General features: G+C 56.2%; 12 protein-coding genes, 1 tRNA gene and 1 pseudogene. 4 read left to right on the forward strand and 10 right to left on the reverse strand.

From position 1 onward, the window contains the following. Nucleotides 1–96 precede the first annotated feature (96 nt). Nucleotides 97–1,605 (forward strand): amino acid permease, encoded by a 1,509-nt coding sequence (locus tag HBA49_RS08020; RefSeq protein WP_005527350.1) that lies wholly within the window; start codon nt 97–99, stop codon nt 1,603–1,605. Here the strand turns inward: HBA49_RS08020 and mfd are convergent. Both mfd and HBA49_RS08030 read right to left on the reverse strand, forming a co-directional pair. Continuing rightward, on the reverse strand, nt 1,579–5,250 hold the full coding sequence (gene mfd, locus HBA49_RS08025) for a transcription-repair coupling factor (protein ID WP_151505515.1): 3,672 nt from the start codon (nt 5,248–5,250) through the stop codon (nt 1,579–1,581). The genes HBA49_RS08020 and mfd overlap by 27 nt on opposite strands. 60 nt (nt 5,251–5,310) lie before the next feature. Beyond that, a complete protein-coding gene (locus HBA49_RS08030; protein ID WP_005527516.1) occupies nt 5,311–6,057 on the reverse strand; it encodes a TetR/AcrR family transcriptional regulator in 747 nt (248 codons plus the stop codon). Between the two features lie 92 nt (nt 6,058–6,149). Between HBA49_RS08030 and HBA49_RS08035 the strand changes: the two genes are divergently transcribed. Then, a tRNA-Gln gene (locus HBA49_RS08035) sits at nt 6,150–6,221 on the forward strand. A gap of 96 nt (nt 6,222–6,317) precedes the next feature. On the opposite strand, the gene HBA49_RS08040 is transcribed toward HBA49_RS08035, so the two are convergent. The 5 genes from HBA49_RS08040 to HBA49_RS08060 form a co-directional block, all read right to left on the reverse strand. After that, entirely contained in the window at nt 6,318–6,680 is a 363-nt protein-coding gene (locus HBA49_RS08040) for a hypothetical protein (RefSeq protein WP_005523599.1), read from the reverse strand. A 35-nt stretch (nt 6,681–6,715) separates the two neighbouring features. Continuing rightward, nucleotides 6,716–7,351 (reverse strand): HEAT repeat domain-containing protein, encoded by a 636-nt coding sequence (locus HBA49_RS08045; protein WP_005527509.1) that lies wholly within the window; start codon nt 7,349–7,351, stop codon nt 6,716–6,718. Nucleotides 7,352–7,457: 106 nt separating this feature from the next. After that, nucleotides 7,458–7,733 carry a hypothetical protein gene (locus tag HBA49_RS08050; protein ID WP_005527001.1) on the reverse strand — a complete coding sequence of 92 codons (276 nt, stop codon included), beginning with the start codon at nt 7,731–7,733 and terminating at the stop codon, nt 7,458–7,460. A 154-nt stretch (nt 7,734–7,887) separates the two neighbouring features. Continuing rightward, nucleotides 7,888–8,205: a hypothetical protein gene (locus HBA49_RS08055; protein WP_005526997.1), complete on the reverse strand. Its 318-nt coding sequence runs from the start codon at nt 8,203–8,205 to the stop codon at nt 7,888–7,890. Nucleotides 8,206–9,908: 1,703 nt separating this feature from the next. Then, the gene (locus tag HBA49_RS08060; RefSeq protein WP_005527316.1) at nt 9,909–10,535 is read right to left on the reverse strand and encodes a hypothetical protein; all 627 of its coding nucleotides are present in this window, start codon (nt 10,533–10,535) and stop codon (nt 9,909–9,911) included. Between the two features lie 268 nt (nt 10,536–10,803). Here HBA49_RS08060 and HBA49_RS13005 point away from each other — a divergent pair, with 268 nt between their 5' ends. Next, a complete protein-coding gene (locus HBA49_RS13005) occupies nt 10,804–11,001 on the forward strand; it encodes a transposase family protein (RefSeq protein WP_225866001.1) in 198 nt (65 codons plus the stop codon). A gap of 16 nt (nt 11,002–11,017) precedes the next feature. After that, a pseudogene (locus HBA49_RS13245) lies at nt 11,018–11,449 on the forward strand (transposase family protein). A 21-nt stretch (nt 11,450–11,470) separates the two neighbouring features. On the opposite strand, the gene HBA49_RS08070 reads toward HBA49_RS13245, so the two are convergent. From HBA49_RS08070 to HBA49_RS08080, 3 genes are all read right to left on the reverse strand, one after another. After that, nucleotides 11,471–11,881, reverse strand: a complete 411-nt coding sequence (locus HBA49_RS08070; protein WP_005526951.1) for a hypothetical protein — start codon at nt 11,879–11,881, stop codon at nt 11,471–11,473. Nucleotides 11,882–12,630: 749 nt separating this feature from the next. Beyond that, nucleotides 12,631–13,521, reverse strand: coding sequence for an SDR family oxidoreductase (locus tag HBA49_RS08075; protein ID WP_005527164.1), 891 nt, complete (start codon nt 13,519–13,521; stop codon nt 12,631–12,633). Further along, complete coding sequence (locus tag HBA49_RS08080; protein WP_005527409.1) at nt 13,514–15,142, reverse strand: multicopper oxidase family protein; 1,629 nt, start codon at nt 15,140–15,142, stop codon at nt 13,514–13,516. The genes HBA49_RS08075 and HBA49_RS08080 overlap by 8 nt, the downstream gene beginning before the upstream one ends. Between the last annotated feature and the right edge of the window lie 53 nt (nt 15,143–15,195).

Here is a 15,195-nt window from a genome sequence, read left to right on the forward strand (position 1 = left end):
CATAGTACCCCAAGCTCACGGCCATGATTCCGGTTTCCCGGGCGGGCCGTCAAGTGTGAATAGACTTGTGACTGACCGTACATTAGGGTTAATGCGGTGACGGCTAACTCCACTCCCCCACCCCCGACGGCAGATTCGACAGATTCGGCAGGTGCGCAGCGTCAACACACTGTGCGGGTCTGGACCCTGGTGGGCATTATTATTGGTTCCACCATTGGCTCCGGGATTTTTGCCCTGCCCCAGAATATTGCGTCTGCGGCCGGGCCGGGCGCCATGTTTATTGGTTGGTTCATTGCCGGGGTGGGCATGTTGTCCATTGCGTTTGTGTTCCAGATTTTGGCGTACCGCAAACCGCATCTTGATTCCGGGGTGTATGCGTATGTGCGGGCCGGGTTGGGTGACTACATTGGGTTTATCGCCGGCTTCGGCTACTGGTTGGGGTCGATCATCGCCCAGGTGGGGTACGCCACCCTGTTTTTCTCCACGTTGGGGCATTACCTGCCCATTTTTGACACGGAGCAGCACCGGTGGGCGCAGGCGCTGGCGGTGTCGGCGTTGACGTGGATTATTTTCGGGGTGCTCACCAGGGGAATCAAGCAGGCCAAGATCATGAATGCGATCACGACGGTGGCGAAGCTGGTGCCGATTCTCGCATTTGTGGTGTTAGTGGCGTTCCTAGGGTTTAATATCGACACGTTTACCATGGACTTTTGGGGCGAGTCCAGCGGTTTGTCGGTGATGGAACAGGTGCAGGGCATCATGCTGTTCACGGTGTGGGCGTTTATCGGTATCGAGGGGGCGTCCGTGTATTCGAAGCAGGCGCAAACCCGGTCGGATGTGGGCCGGGCCACGGTGTTGGGGTTCACCACGGTGTTGCTGCTGCTAGTTACGGTGTCTACGCTCAGCTATGGTGTGTTGAGCCAGGAAGAGTTGGCAGCGCTGCCGGATAACTCCCTGGCCGCGGTGCTGGAAGCGGTGGTGGGCCCCTGGGGTGGGGCGCTGATCTCGGTTGGGTTGTGCCTGTCCATGCTGGGGGCGTACGTGTCGTGGCAGATGTTGTGCGCGGAGCCGCTGGTCATGATGGCGTTCGACGGGTTGCTGCCGCGTCGGATTGGGGTGATTAATGCGGCGGGTTCCCCCTGGATGGCGCAGCTGATCTGCACGGTCCTCATCCAGGTGTGGATTGTGGTTTTCTATGTGAATGAGACCGCATACACGTCAATGGTGCAGCTGGCCACGATGCTGTATTTATCCCCCTATATTTTCTCGGCCCTGTACTTGATACTGCTGGTGGTACGGGGCCGGGGGTTCAACACCGCCGAGCTTGACGACGGCGTTCCGCAGGATAAGGCCAATAATCGGCGGCACCTCATTATCGGGCTGATCGCTTTTGTGTACTCCCTGTGGCTGGTGTATGCGGCCGACCCAAAGTATGTGCTGTTGGGGGCGTTAGCGACCTTCCCCAGCATCATCCCGTATGTGTGGTACCGCCACCACCTGGGGCGGCGGATCTTCACCATGTATGAGTGGGGTGTGGTGGTTGTCATCCTGGTTGGGGCGATCATTGCCGCGTGGGGGTTAGCGTCGGGGACGATCACCCTCTAGGAAACTCACCACGGACCGGCCGCCCACTGCGGGTTTTTCTTCCCCAATGTGGCCGCCGCGAACATCGACCTTGTCCAGGTTGAACATGGCGGACAGGAAGTCCGCCACCCATTGGATGAGGTCCACGTCCCGCAGTTTCGGGTCGGTGACGGTGGTTCCCGCCTTGGGGATAGACACCTGGATGGCTTTCGCCACCGCCCGGTAGGTGGCCCCGGGGAAGAGTCGCTTCAGCCGCACCTGTTGGGAGTCTAATAATTCCACCGGGTGGATTTTGATCCGATTCCCCTGCACCCCAATGTCGGTGATCCCCGCCTGGCGGGCCAGGTGCCGCAGCCGGGCCACCGCCAAGAGCCGGCTGGCTTCCTGGGGTATGGGGCCGTAGCGGTCCTCCATTTCCTCAACGATGAGCCGAATGTCCGTCTCTGAGGTGCTGGCCGCCAGTTTCTGGTACACCTCCAGGCGGAGCCGCTCCGCATTAATATAGGACTCCGGGATGTGGGCGTCGACCGGTAGGTCAATGCGGATTTCTTTCGGGGATTGATCGGTTCCGTCCACCGGTTTGCCGTCGGCAAGCGCCCGATAGGTGGCCACCGCCTCCCCCACCAGCCGCACGTACAGGTCAAACCCCACGCCAGCAATGTGCCCGGACTGTTGCGCACCCAGCACGTTGCCCGCGCCCCGCATCTCCAAGTCCTTCATGGCCACCGCCATGCCCGCACCTAAATCATTATTTTGCGCAATCGTGGCCAGGCGGTCGTACGACGTTTCGGTCAGGGTGGTCCCCTTCGGGTACAGGAAGTACGCGTAGCCCCGCGACCGGGAGCGGCCCACCCGACCCCGCAGCTGGTGGAGCTGCGACAGGCCCATGTGGTGCGCGTTCTCCACAATCAGGGTGTTAGCGTTAGCGATATCCAGGCCGGTTTCCACAATGGTGGTGCACACCAGCACATCGTATTCCCGATCCCAAAACCCCTGGACCGTGCGCTCCAACACTTCCTCACTCATTTGGCCGTGTGCCACCACAATCCGGGCCTCCGGCACCAGGTTCCGCAGCTCGCGGGCCTTCTTCTCAATATCCGACACCTTATTGTGCACAAAGAACACCTGGCCGTCCCGCAACAATTCGCGTCGAATAGCGGCAGCAATCTGCTTCTCCTCCTGCGCCCCCACATACGTCAAAATGGGGTGCCGGTCCTCCGGGGGCGTCAAAATCGTTGACATTTCCCGAATACCCGCCATCGACATTTCCAACGTGCGGGGAATCGGCGTCGCCGACATGGTGAGCACATCCACATGCGACCGCATGGCCTTAATGTGCTCCTTGTGCTCCACCCCGAACCGTTGCTCCTCATCCACCACCACCAGGCCCAACTGTTTCCACTGCACCCCGGTCTGCAACAGCCGGTGCGTGCCGATCACAATATCCACCGACCCGTCCCGCAGCCCGGACAGGATCTCCTTCGCATCCGACGCCGACGTGAACCGCGACAATCCCTTAATCGTTACCGGGAAACCCGCCATCCGCTCAGCGAACGTTGCTAAATGCTGCTGCGCCAATAATGTGGTGGGCACCAACACCGCCACCTGCTTGCCGTCCTGCACCGCCTTGAACGCGGCCCGCACCGCCACCTCGGTTTTGCCGTAGCCCACATCCCCCACGATCACCCGGTCCATGGGCACCGGCTGCTCCATGTCCTGTTTCACCGCCGCAATCGCCGCCATCTGGTCCTCGGTTTCCACGAACGGAAAATTATCCTCCAACTCCTGCTGCCACGGCGAATCCGGGGCAAATGCGTGGCCGGGGGCGGTCGCCCGCTTCGCATACAGCTCCACCAGCTCGCTGGCGATCTCCCGCACCGCCGCCCGAGCCTTCTTCTTGGTGTTCTTCCAATCCGAACCACCCATCTTCGACAGGGTGGGCTTCTCCCCACCCACATAGCGGGACAGCAAATCCAAACTATCCATAGGAACATATAATTGATCGGCGGGTTGGCCGCGGCGGGTCGGCGCATACTCCAACACAATATATTCCCGCCGGGAGGTTTCCTCCCCCATCGTGATCGTGCGCTCCGTCATGCGCACAAACCGGCCAATACCATGGGTTTCGTGCACCACATAGTCCCCGCTCTTCAACGCCAGCGGGTCCACCCGGTGCCGCCGGCGGGCCTGCCGACGCTTCGCCCCGGCAATATCCCCCACCCGGTTACCGGTCACATCCGTTTCCGTCACCACCACCAGCGGCAACGCCTCCGCCCCCGGCAGTTTCCGTACCTTCGGAAACACCAACCCCGCGTGGCTGAGCGCCTGATACAAAGTCACCTCACCGGGTTGCGGCTCGGCGCCGGGCTGCGCCACCGCCGCCGCAATGCCCTGCTCCCGAAACCGGTCGACCATGCGTTTTATCGCACCCGGGGCGGGGGCGATAAACGCCGCCCGGCCGCCGGCCATGGTGTGCGCCAACAGCAGCGACATCATTTCCCCGATCTGGGAAAGATCCCCCCGGGGCGTGGGGCCAGGCTCGAACTCCAGCGGCAGCGCATCCTCCCCACCCATACCCGGCGGGGTGACCGACCACCACGACTGGCCGGCCTTCGTCGCCCCCACCACCAGCGAATCGTAGGAGCGGTACGAGGATGCCGACAGGTCCAGGTCTCGGGAATCCACCGGTCCCGCAGCCCCCATGGCGGCTGCCTCCCACCCGGCGGCCAAAAACTCCGCATCCGTGGCCTGCAAATCCGCGATCCGGGTGCGGATTTTCTCCGGGTGCACCGCCACCACGTGGGTTCCCGCCGGCATGAGTTCCGGCAGGGTGCGCATGGGAGTAGCCGTCAGGTCAGCCAGCACCGGGATGAGAGCCTCCATGCCGTCAGCGGGAATCCGGTCGGCAACCTTGGTCAAAAGCTCCTGCAAAGTGGGGTTTTCCCGGTGGGCCACCGCAAGTTCGGCGGCGCGGCCGGCCACGTCGTCGGTGATGAGCAGTTCCCGCGCCGGGTAGACGTCCACGGCGGGATAGTCCAGGTCGGGGAAGGCCCGCTGGTCGGCGACGCTAAACGCCCGCAGGTCGGTGAGTTCGTCGCCCCAGAATTCGGCCCGGATGGGGTGCTCGCCGGTGGTGGGGAATATGTCGATGATGCCGCCGCGGGTGGCGAATTCGCCGCGCCGGGCCACGAGGTCAACGTGTTTGTAGGCTTTGAACACCAGGTGGTGGGTGAGGTCGGTGAAGTCGTAGTCGTGGCCGACAGTGAGGGTGAGTGGGTCGCGGCCGGGGTTGGTTTCGAGTATGGGTTGGCACACGCCCCGGGCGGCGGTCACCACGATACGCAGGTTTGCGAGGTTGTGGAGGATTTTCGCGCGGGTGCCGGCCACGTCGGCGGCGGGTGAGAGTCGTTCGTGGGGCAGGGTTTCCCAGGCTGGGAACCAGGCAACCTGGTCTCCCCACATGGCTTTGAGTTCGGCGGTGAGGTCTTCGGCTTCGCGGCCGGTGGCGGTGACCACCAGGAGGGGAGTGTGGTGGGCCAGGGCGCCAATGGCCCAGGGTCGGGCTTGGTCGATGGTGGCGATGCTCAGGGTGGGGTCACCGACGTGGCTGATGAGTCCTTTGAGCTTGGGGTCGGTGGCGGCGGTTTTCAGCAGTCCGGAAAGCATGGCTGGGGTGGTGGCTGCGGTTGGGGCGGCAGGCTGGGTGCTCACGGTTGGTTGATGCTCCTACTTGGTGGTGTTGTTGGTGCTGGTGGGGCTGGTGGCTTCGGGGTTAGCGCTGGTGGGGCTTGCGGCATCAGCGGCGCCGGCGTTGGGCTGTGGGGGTTTGTCGGATCCGAGCCGAAGCGGCGGGGCATCAATGCTGGTGAGGCGGGGGTTTTTCTCCATGCCGCCCAGGCCTTTCCAACACAAATTCACAATGTGGGCGGCCACGGTTTCCTTGCTGAAGGCATCGTCGTTTTCGCGTTGGTCGAGCCACCATTGGGCGGTCATGGACACCATGCCGACAAGGGCCTGACCATACAGTATGGCGGTGTCGGGGTCGAGGCCGGAGCGGGTGAAGGCGTGCCCGAGAAGATGAGAGACCTGAGCTACGGCGTCGTTAAGCAGGGTGGAGTAGCCGCGACCCACGCCGGGTTGGGTGTCGCGGACCAGTATTTGAAAACCGTCGGTTTCGTCCTCCACATATGTGAGCAGCGCGATGACGGCTTGCTCGACGCGGGCGCGGGATCTTCCGGTGCGGAGCGCCTCGGTAATGGTGTGCTCCAGGCGGGTCATTTCGCGGTCGATCACCACCGCATACAGGCCCTCTTTGCCACCAAAGTGTTCATACACAACAGGTTTGGAAACCCCTGCTCGCATGGCTATTTCTTCCACACTGGTGCCTTCGAAACCACGTTCTGCAAAGAGGCTGCGCCCAATGGCAATGAGTTGTTCTCGCCGCTGTTTTCCGGTCATGCGTTGCCGTACCATGCTTTTAGACTACGTGGTACCCCGCAAATTTAGCGATTTGATTTTTTGGGTGGTTTTTCGTGTATGATATTCATCATCGCATCACGCGGTAATGGCCTATGGTGTAATTGGCAACACAGCGGTTTTTGGTACCGCCATTCTAGGTTCGAGTCCTGGTAGGCCAGCGGTTCCCGTCAGCTTCGGCTGGCGGGTTTTGCTTTTGCTTGTCTTGCTTTACGACGCCCACCTCACGGCAGGTGGGCATTTCTCTATTCGGTTGGTTATTGGGAGGTGCCCACAATGGCCACGAGGGTTATTTGGTGCCGTATTCTGATTTCGATCACGTTCTTCACCGCGAGACCAACCTGGGCGCACACCCGACGGGCCATTTCTTCGGACAGGCGTGGGGCGCCCGGCACCAGGTATTCGTCCTGGGGAATCACCGGGCCATTATTCAGGTTTATGAGGAAATCAATGGAGTAGGTGCCGTCAGGGTGGCGTTTGCTCCGCTCCACCCGGCCAATGGACACCTCCGTGTCGGGATGTCCTTCGCTCGCAAATGCATGCTCTAGCGCATCAATGAATTCGTTTAAATCGGTGGTCAGGTCGGTGGTTAACAGTTTGCTGTTCTTATTAGTATTCATGCACAATCCTCCTAATCCACCTAAAAATACACCACCTAACCACCCAGGGAGCGTTTTGCCTCGGCAAATACCCCAGCAAACCCTATTTCGGGGTCATGGATGATTGCCCGGGTTGCCGTGGCGTGGATTCGAACCCCCAGGTCACCGGACCGGGTTGCCGCATCCACCAGGTCCAGGGCCGGGGTGTACCAGGCGGCAAGGCTGGCGAGGGCCCGGGCCAGGCTGGTTTTCACTTCCATGTTTCCCCTATCGAATTGGCTGACGAGGACATCTGCCAGTTCGGGTTCGGAACCTTCGGGAACGATGGCAACGGCCAGCCGCCATGCGACCCGGACCACCTCGTCGTCGTCATCGCGCAACATGTGGGGGAAGATCCACGGCCAGGCTTCGGGAACCCGAATTTTCGACAGGGTGTGGAGTGCTTGGCTGCGTGCCTGTGGGATCGGTGAGGCGAGTTCCGCCCGCACTGTAGGGATGGTGATGTCGCGGGGCAACCGGGTGATAGCCCACGTGAGCATGTCCCGAACATAAAAGTCCGGCTCATGGGAACATTGCGCGACCAGCACATCCAGTGCGGCATCATCAGGGTGAGTGCCGGCGGCTAGCACCGCCTTGAGTCGGACCGATGAGTCCGACTGCGTTAACGCATCGCGCAATTGTTGAATATCCATGCCTACAGGGTAGCCAAACGTTTATAACATGCTGCACTAACGAGCATTTGGGATGGACTGCCTGGCCAGGATTCATTGGCGGGGGTGGGGTGCCAGCGTAGGGAGGCTAGTCTTCTTCTGGGTAGGGCGACAACGTTTCCAGCATTGTGCGTGACCACTCATACAGGAATGCTTTCTGGCCTCGGCCGGGTGCGCTTTCTACCACCCGCATACCATCACGGCCGAATTGGTTAAATACCTCATAATTTGCGATAAAAGCGCCATATACTTCACCGTCGCTTTTATCCACAAGACTGTTCAATTCTGGTTCAGCCTGGGCAGGAATCGCCACTACAAGAAACTGTGTTGGGGACTCAAACCCCCACTTATCAAGGTCAGCCATACAAAGATTCAAACTCTCTGATGCGGCTACGGCCCTGCGGGCGTCGTCTAATGAGTTAATCAACATAGCAATAACCCCCTGTTAGTTACTCATTATCCATGGTCTCACTAACAGGGAGTAGTTCGTTAACTATCACACACAACCCAGGGATGTGCTAATCATCGTAAACAAGTTTTACCTTCATTCCCCGCAGCGATTCTAGGTCAACTACCGGGTCCATGGCTGCGAATTTGCGTGCGTCTGAATTGGTAAGAATCTCAATAGGGTCATCTAAATCAGGATCATCGAAACTTTCATCATTCACCCATAACGCTAAAAATGGCCTTTTGAGTTCCAGGTCAAGCCACGCACCAGACTCTACTAAATCATTCAAAAGCACCTCAGGAAAATAATCAGGTATCCCTGGATACCGCCCCAACACCGCAGGCGGACGGGCTTCATCAGCAACCCGCTGAAATATATCTTTAGCCATCACCATCACTACCTTGAATAATTCTTTAGTTGAAAACTATCAAATCATAGCACTTTTGGATCGAAGGCAAGACACAGGGGATACAGGAAGGGTAGTCTTCCTCGGGGTATGGTGGTAGTTCCTCTAGCGTTGTGCGGTGTGTGGGATTTGCTGTGGACACTGGTGGTAGATTCTCCCTTTACACCAGAACCATTCAAAGAAAAAGAGGCTTTGATCATGCCTCCAACCCCTTTAGCCTAAAATAGCTTGTGTGAATAAGCTACCCACATGGTGATCGAAGCCCGTAAAAACCCCGTCAACTAAACCAGGCACCATCAACTCAGATCACTAGCCAACTCGGTATTAATCACCACACATCACCGACCCTTTAAGTAAAAGCAAGACTGAAAAACACCAACGCATAAACACGTAACCACAGGTCAGTGATGCTAAACAGAATCCGGGCAACCCGGGCGAGAGATCATCACAACTCCGCCAAACTAACACCATTTTCAAAGAAGGCGTCGGCTTTTTCGCAGCAGGGTTACACTACCCTTTAGCTTCTAGGGTTAAATTCATCAACCATTATCAAGGATGAACACGGTATTCGACCGAACATGTACAGCGTTAAAAGACACAGCAGTGCAGGCTGCTCCATCAACCTACTACCCACACACAAAACCATCCACCCCCCCTTTTTTCAGCCAGGCAAATGCGTGATAACAAGCTGGAACAAGAAATCACCCATATCCACCACCATAACCAAGGGTGTCTAGAGGCATAAGGAAAATCTACCACCAACATTTTGCGTGAAGGATTTCGTATTGTGAGGCACAACGTTAATTTGGCTGATGCGAAAAACTAGAGTCCAAAAGGGTGTAAACCTGCGGGAAGACTCCACGAACGACCAGGCCAAAAGCAGAAACCATGCGCCCAACTGACCTAGTGAAACCGATACTTTATAGCCGGATATCCGAACCAGTTATAGATAGCTGAATATTATGAAGCTTATTCAGCATCCCCAAACATGACTAGTCTCTGTAAGTAAGGAAGACCAAGCTAGATAGCATGTTCTTTCTGAATTTCCACCTGTTGGCGTAGATGGATTTTCCCAGCTGCTGAATAAGCTTCTATGTATGTAAAAACCACCTGCCGGGTGGTTGCATTACGGATATTCTTTCAAGAATGAGATTACAGGGTGGCACACTCTCACACGCTTATATTCCAAGCTAATGGTAGATGCGTTGAATACGGGTGTTATTTCACCGAAAAACGTGTTGGTGATGATATGACAGGTATGGTGCACCATTCAGGCCGGGGTGTGCAGCATCCATAAGTGTTGTCTACACCATTCGTTTAGATGAGTATGCGTGGTGGCATCTATAAGGATCTAAAGGAGCATTCCTTGTGATAATGCCCTGGTGGAAGCACTAATACTTATTAGTACAAAGCAGAGCTCATCTATAACACAGATCACCCATGAAAAGACCTAGCCGAGGTAGAAGCAGCAACCACGGGGTACGAGTAAGTGGTTTAACACTAGGCGCCTACATGTCCGAGGCTTGACTGCCGCACCCCAGCCGAGGCAGAAGCCGAATGGAGGTGCCAGCATGAGCCGGTAGCTGTTTGTATAAAGCACCATAATTTTTTCTGCCTACAAGTGTCCACAAAACCTGACGCTTGACAGGCTAAAGAGGCTACTGAGATGTGTTCATTGCTGGTAGTTATCGGTCAGCATCATTGGGGTCGAAGAATTGGTACATTAACGCTTCCCCACGTGCGTCACCAATGCACACGCTTTCTGAAAGAAACAACTCTCCCGGGGTTTCACCTTGCACGGTGTCAGAAATATTTAGCGAATAGACCAATAACGCGCCAGCTGCTAGTACCTTAGCCTCAATGGGATCTGGATCATCATCCTGTTCCTGAATCATAAGTAAATAATCATCGAAAGATTCCGGGAAATCAGCAGCATCTGGGACTAAAACTTCCTTGGCTTTCTCGGGGAAATCAACCGTATCAGCCATGATGGCTAAACCATCAAACGAAATATCTGTGGAGTAGAACGCGCCACCAGGATCAATGTCAACATCTTTTCCATCGAATTCCACAAGCCCGTCAAACGAATAAGGGTCCAGAGCCTCAAAGGGGCCTGTGCCAGCGGCATTGACAGCCCATACGATGCGACCGTGATGATGCTCTTGTATCGCCTCGAATTCGGCATAGTTTTCCAAAGTAAGGAAGAGATAGACCTTCATGTTGGTGTTGTGGTGAATATACGAGGCCATTTGATCCAAGGACTTGGTTTTTTCCTTGGTATTTCGCAAAAAATTATATATTGAATATGTCATGGCTCCCCTAGAAGCTTATTCAGGCGTTTGAAATTACGACCCCCACCACCCTGGTGAACGATCACCCCCGAAAACATAGGAAAACGAGGCCGGTAGTGTACTTATAGTAAGTGTGAACAAAAACAAAATACCCTATCGACCCCGCACCGCTGATGACTTACACACTCACCACGGATAATCTCCTCAACCCTAACAAACATCATCACCACATCAGAGATACCACAACCACCCACCAAGCCTCGGAGTGTTCACCAGTGTGCAAATCACCATGCTCTACCTGCAAGAAAACCTAAGGCAACAAACATTAGCCAGTATCTTTGGCACGTCCCAACCCACTATCTCCAGGGCGATCAATAACGTACTCAATATCCTTGACATAGTGTTACCGCCACCGCCAAGGCCGAAAGACCTTATGTCCCAACGGCTATACGTGTTAGACGGCACGCTCGTACCATGCTGGTGGTGAAAAAACACTAGAAACTTTGTGCAGCAAGAAACACCACAGGGCAGGGCATAACCTGCAAGTTTTAACAGACCAGGCAGGCCAGATCTTTTATATTTCCGAACCATCACCAGGATCAACCCACGACATCACAGCTCATAAGAAACACCGGTTTATTCGGCCACATGCAACCCCGGCATCACGCTGCGGATAAAGGATATGTGGGTTTAGGGTGCGCATGCCTTTCAAAAGAAGACCCGGGAAACCCCTGTTAGAATGGCAAAAACAATTCAACAAGGGTATCAACGCTATCCGCTATGTGGTCAAACGATCCATAACCCACCTGAAAGTATGGCGGATACTATCCACCCCTAGCAGGCTCCCCCAACCCACAACCATCCAGGCAATCAACGCGATACGAAAAATAATGTTCTACCAACCACCAGCCGAACCCCATTCCCCCAGCAACTGAGTAGGCTTCATGCTTGATGATTTATAATTTTTTAATACTTTCAGTTATCCTATCGAAATCCCAATCGTTATTTACCGCATCACAACAGGCATTATAGGGAAACTCTTCAATGGGTGCTTTTAACCCATCATAAATGCCCTCCATAACAGAAATGTTTACTACCAGCGTAATCTCTGCTGGTTCGCGCCTTTCATCCGAGTAAGCATCTTCACTATATTTATCGGTTAGTTGCTCAACTTTCGCTATATATTGGGGATCGCTATAGGAGGATTCCGAAAGTTCCGCTAGGCAATCCCATACTTCGCCATCGTGCACACCACTTTCAGCCATGAAGTAAAACAAAAATTTTTTAGCGCATTCTATGGGCCCAAACTTAGCAGTGGCAGCATCAATTGCATCTTCGAGCTCTTGCGGGAAAACATAGTCAAACATAAATATTCACCTCAACCTTTCCTTAATTGTTCTTCCTTAGCCGGATTCCCACCAATCCGAAACTCATTCTGCTTATAAGCAAGAAACGGCTTCAAAGGCAAAACAGGCATAACAACAACCTTTATAAAAACAAAAGAAGAATAATAAGGAAAGAAAAGATAAAGAAGAAGATGCGCTACAACAAGCAAGGATGGGGCGTTTTACTCCGAAAGCCTTCGAACACCCATACTGGTGAAACCACAAGAAAATCTAGGGCACCACACCACAACAATCTGCCGGCACAGCATCACGAGCCTCCAAGGACAGGTCATTCAACCAAAGTTTCAAAGAATATTACGAAGTAAGATAGCAGGCCCATCACCCACCATTGCCGGCTAAAACCAACCTTGACGCGGTTACTAGCTTCCCATCAGGAAATAACTACATAAAACTCTCGGGGCACTCATACATTGCTCATTATTTGCTATATCATTATCAATAAGCATCAGACTTCTTATGTATGAAGATCCCCACATCAACCAGGTTTCATTCACCCCATACCGTCACCCCAAAAATATTAAAGATGTGACATTCATCATGTAGATGGTATGCAGCCCTAAAATGCTTCTTCCCGAACCGAAACACACCCCCACAAAACACACTCCCCCTTGCCTGAATCTCAGCGCTTTACCCTCCTACCAAGAAGCACGTCGAAAAGCGAAACTCAAGCACACCAACAACCCCAACGCACCTCAGCACTCCGCACAAACCTAGCGCATAAACCCACCCTCGGAATGAATCACCTGTCCGGTCACCCACCGGCCGTCCTCGGACACCAGCCACGCAACCAAACGCGCCGCATCATCAGGCAAACCCCATCGGCCGAACGGGAACAGGGGCACAAGCGCCTCCCGCATGCCGTCGGTCACATACGAATCCGAATCCACCGGCCCCGGGTTCACACAATTCACCGTAAACCCGCGCGGAGCCAGCTCGTACGCAATCGTCTTTGTGATGCTCGCCAGCGCGGCCTTCGATGCGCCATACGCGATCTCGCCCGGCAGCGGCCCCAAATCCTGCCCGGAAGTCATAAACACAATCCGGCCGGGAACCCTCGGGTCCCGCACCTGCGCCACCGCCGCAGCCAACATGATACTCGAACGTGTGTTCACAGCCCAGTGGTGGTCTAAATCTGCCACGGTTATCGAGTCCAACGATCCGTCGGAACCAGACATCGCATGGTTGGCAACCAGCACATCCACGTGCCCAAACTCCCGCATCCCAGCGTCCACCACCGCCTCCGGCGCGTCCGGCTGGGAAAAGTCCGCGCTCACATGCACCAACCTGCGGCCCGGCGCCAGGCAGGAACGAAGCTCGGAAACCACTAGGTCTATGTCGTCACTCCCCCACGGCTGGTCCGCATCGTGCGGCACCCAATGCTGAATAACCAGGTCAAAGCCGGCCTCCGCCAGCCGGCGGGCAATCGCAAACCCAATGCCACCCCGGCGCGACACCCCGGTGACCAACGCAACACTGTTCACGGCACTGGCGCCGCTCGCGGCATCAGCCTCCCCACCTTGTGCGGAACCGCCCAACCCCGCAGCCCCACCGCACGTGCCATCCCCTGCCGCACCTGCACCGCTGAAACCATCGTTACTCATATTGTGATTCACCTTCCGTGCTCGATTCCGTACTATCAACGCTGCCTGTATCATCCGAATGCCCGCCGTGCCCGCCATGGGCGGTGTAGTCGGTTTGCAGGTCGGGTTCCTCGCCTGGCTCCACCATCATGTACTGGCCCATCATGCCTTTGTCCTCGTGGAACAGCATGTGGCAGTGATACATGTAGGGGTAGTGGTTATTCCGGTATTGGCCGAACAGTACGCCCAGCTTCACCGTCACCCCGGGCGGGATTGTGACCGTGTCTTTCCACCCGTAGGCGTCAAATTGTATGTTCGTGTCGGAGACCTCCAGCACCTTGAACGCGCAGTTGTGGATGTGGAAGTTGTGGATCCAGTCGGAGTTGCCGTTGGTCACAATCCAGGTTTCCGGGTCCGAATGGTCGATCACCACATCGACCCGGTTCATGTCCATGCTTTTCCCATTGATCTGGAACGTATTGAGTTCGAATTTACGTTCGATTGTTGCGGTTTTGATGGGGGCCGCGGCCGCGGGGTCGAGCACGTCGGGGGCGGCCACGTTGACGGTGACGTCTTCCCCCTGGTCGGCCCGTTGGATGGTTCCCGGCGCGTTCCCCGGAACCGGCCCGCGGATGGTGAGCAGGTCTACTTGTTCCTGAAGCTTGAAGTCGAGGGAGTATTCATCTTGGGGCACCCCCAGGTTATCGGCGTAGCCGAGGCTGCGGAGTTTCATGGTGCCGGTCACGTCGGCGACGATTTCTGCGCGCTCCCCCGGGCCCAGCCGCACGCTGGTGACCTTGCGGGGTCTGTCGAGCAGGCCGGAGTCGGTGGCGATCACCTGGAATTCCCGACCGTCGTCAAATCCGAGGTTATGAAAGCGCATGTTCGAACCGTTGAGCAGCCGAAAGCGAGCCCGGGGTTTGGTGGCGGTGAATTCCGGGTTAGTGATGCCGTTCACGTGGGGCACCGCCCCTTGGAGACCAAGGTTGGGGTCGAAAGTTTCGTCCAGCTGGCCGTCGTCGGTGAAGTTAGCATCCATGATGACGATGGGAATGTCGTCGACCCCATAGTCGTGGGGGATGTCGAGTGCCTGTTCCACGTCGTCGTCGATGATAATCATGCCGGCTAGCCCACGGTAGGCCTGCACCCCGGTTTTACCGTGGGGGTGGGGGTGATACCAGGCGGTGAGTGCCGGCTGGTTGACGGTGAAGGAGGAGGTCCAGGTGGCACCGGGTTCGATGGTGGAGTGGGGGCCGCCGTCCATGTTGGCGGGGAGGAGGAGCCCGTGGCAGTGGACGGCGGTGGTTTCGGGGAGTTCGCTGGTGAATTCGAGGTCTACCGGGTGGTTTCTTGATGCGTGGATGGTGGGTCCGAGCATGGCGCCGTTGAACCCCCAGGTGGCGGTTTTGATTCCGGGGAGGATTTCGGTTTCGCCGGTTTGGGCGGTGAGTTTGTAGTAGTAGCGGCCGTCGGTTTCGTCGCCGTCGAGAAGCGGCGGTATGGGCAGGGGCCTGGGTTCCCCATCCCAACCGCGGGGGATAACGGGTTCGTTGCTTGTCGGGCCGTCGGGGTTGCTGGTTTTGGGTGCGCAGGCGGTGAGCCCCAGAGCAGCACACAGGGCGAGGAAGTGACGACGATTCATGTGGGTTTCCTTTGGTTTTGACTATTGGTTGGCTGAATTCCTGCTAATAATTC

It is taken from the genome of Corynebacterium matruchotii (assembly GCF_011612265.2).
Taxonomy (GTDB): Bacteria; Actinomycetota; Actinomycetes; order Mycobacteriales; family Mycobacteriaceae; genus Corynebacterium; species Corynebacterium matruchotii.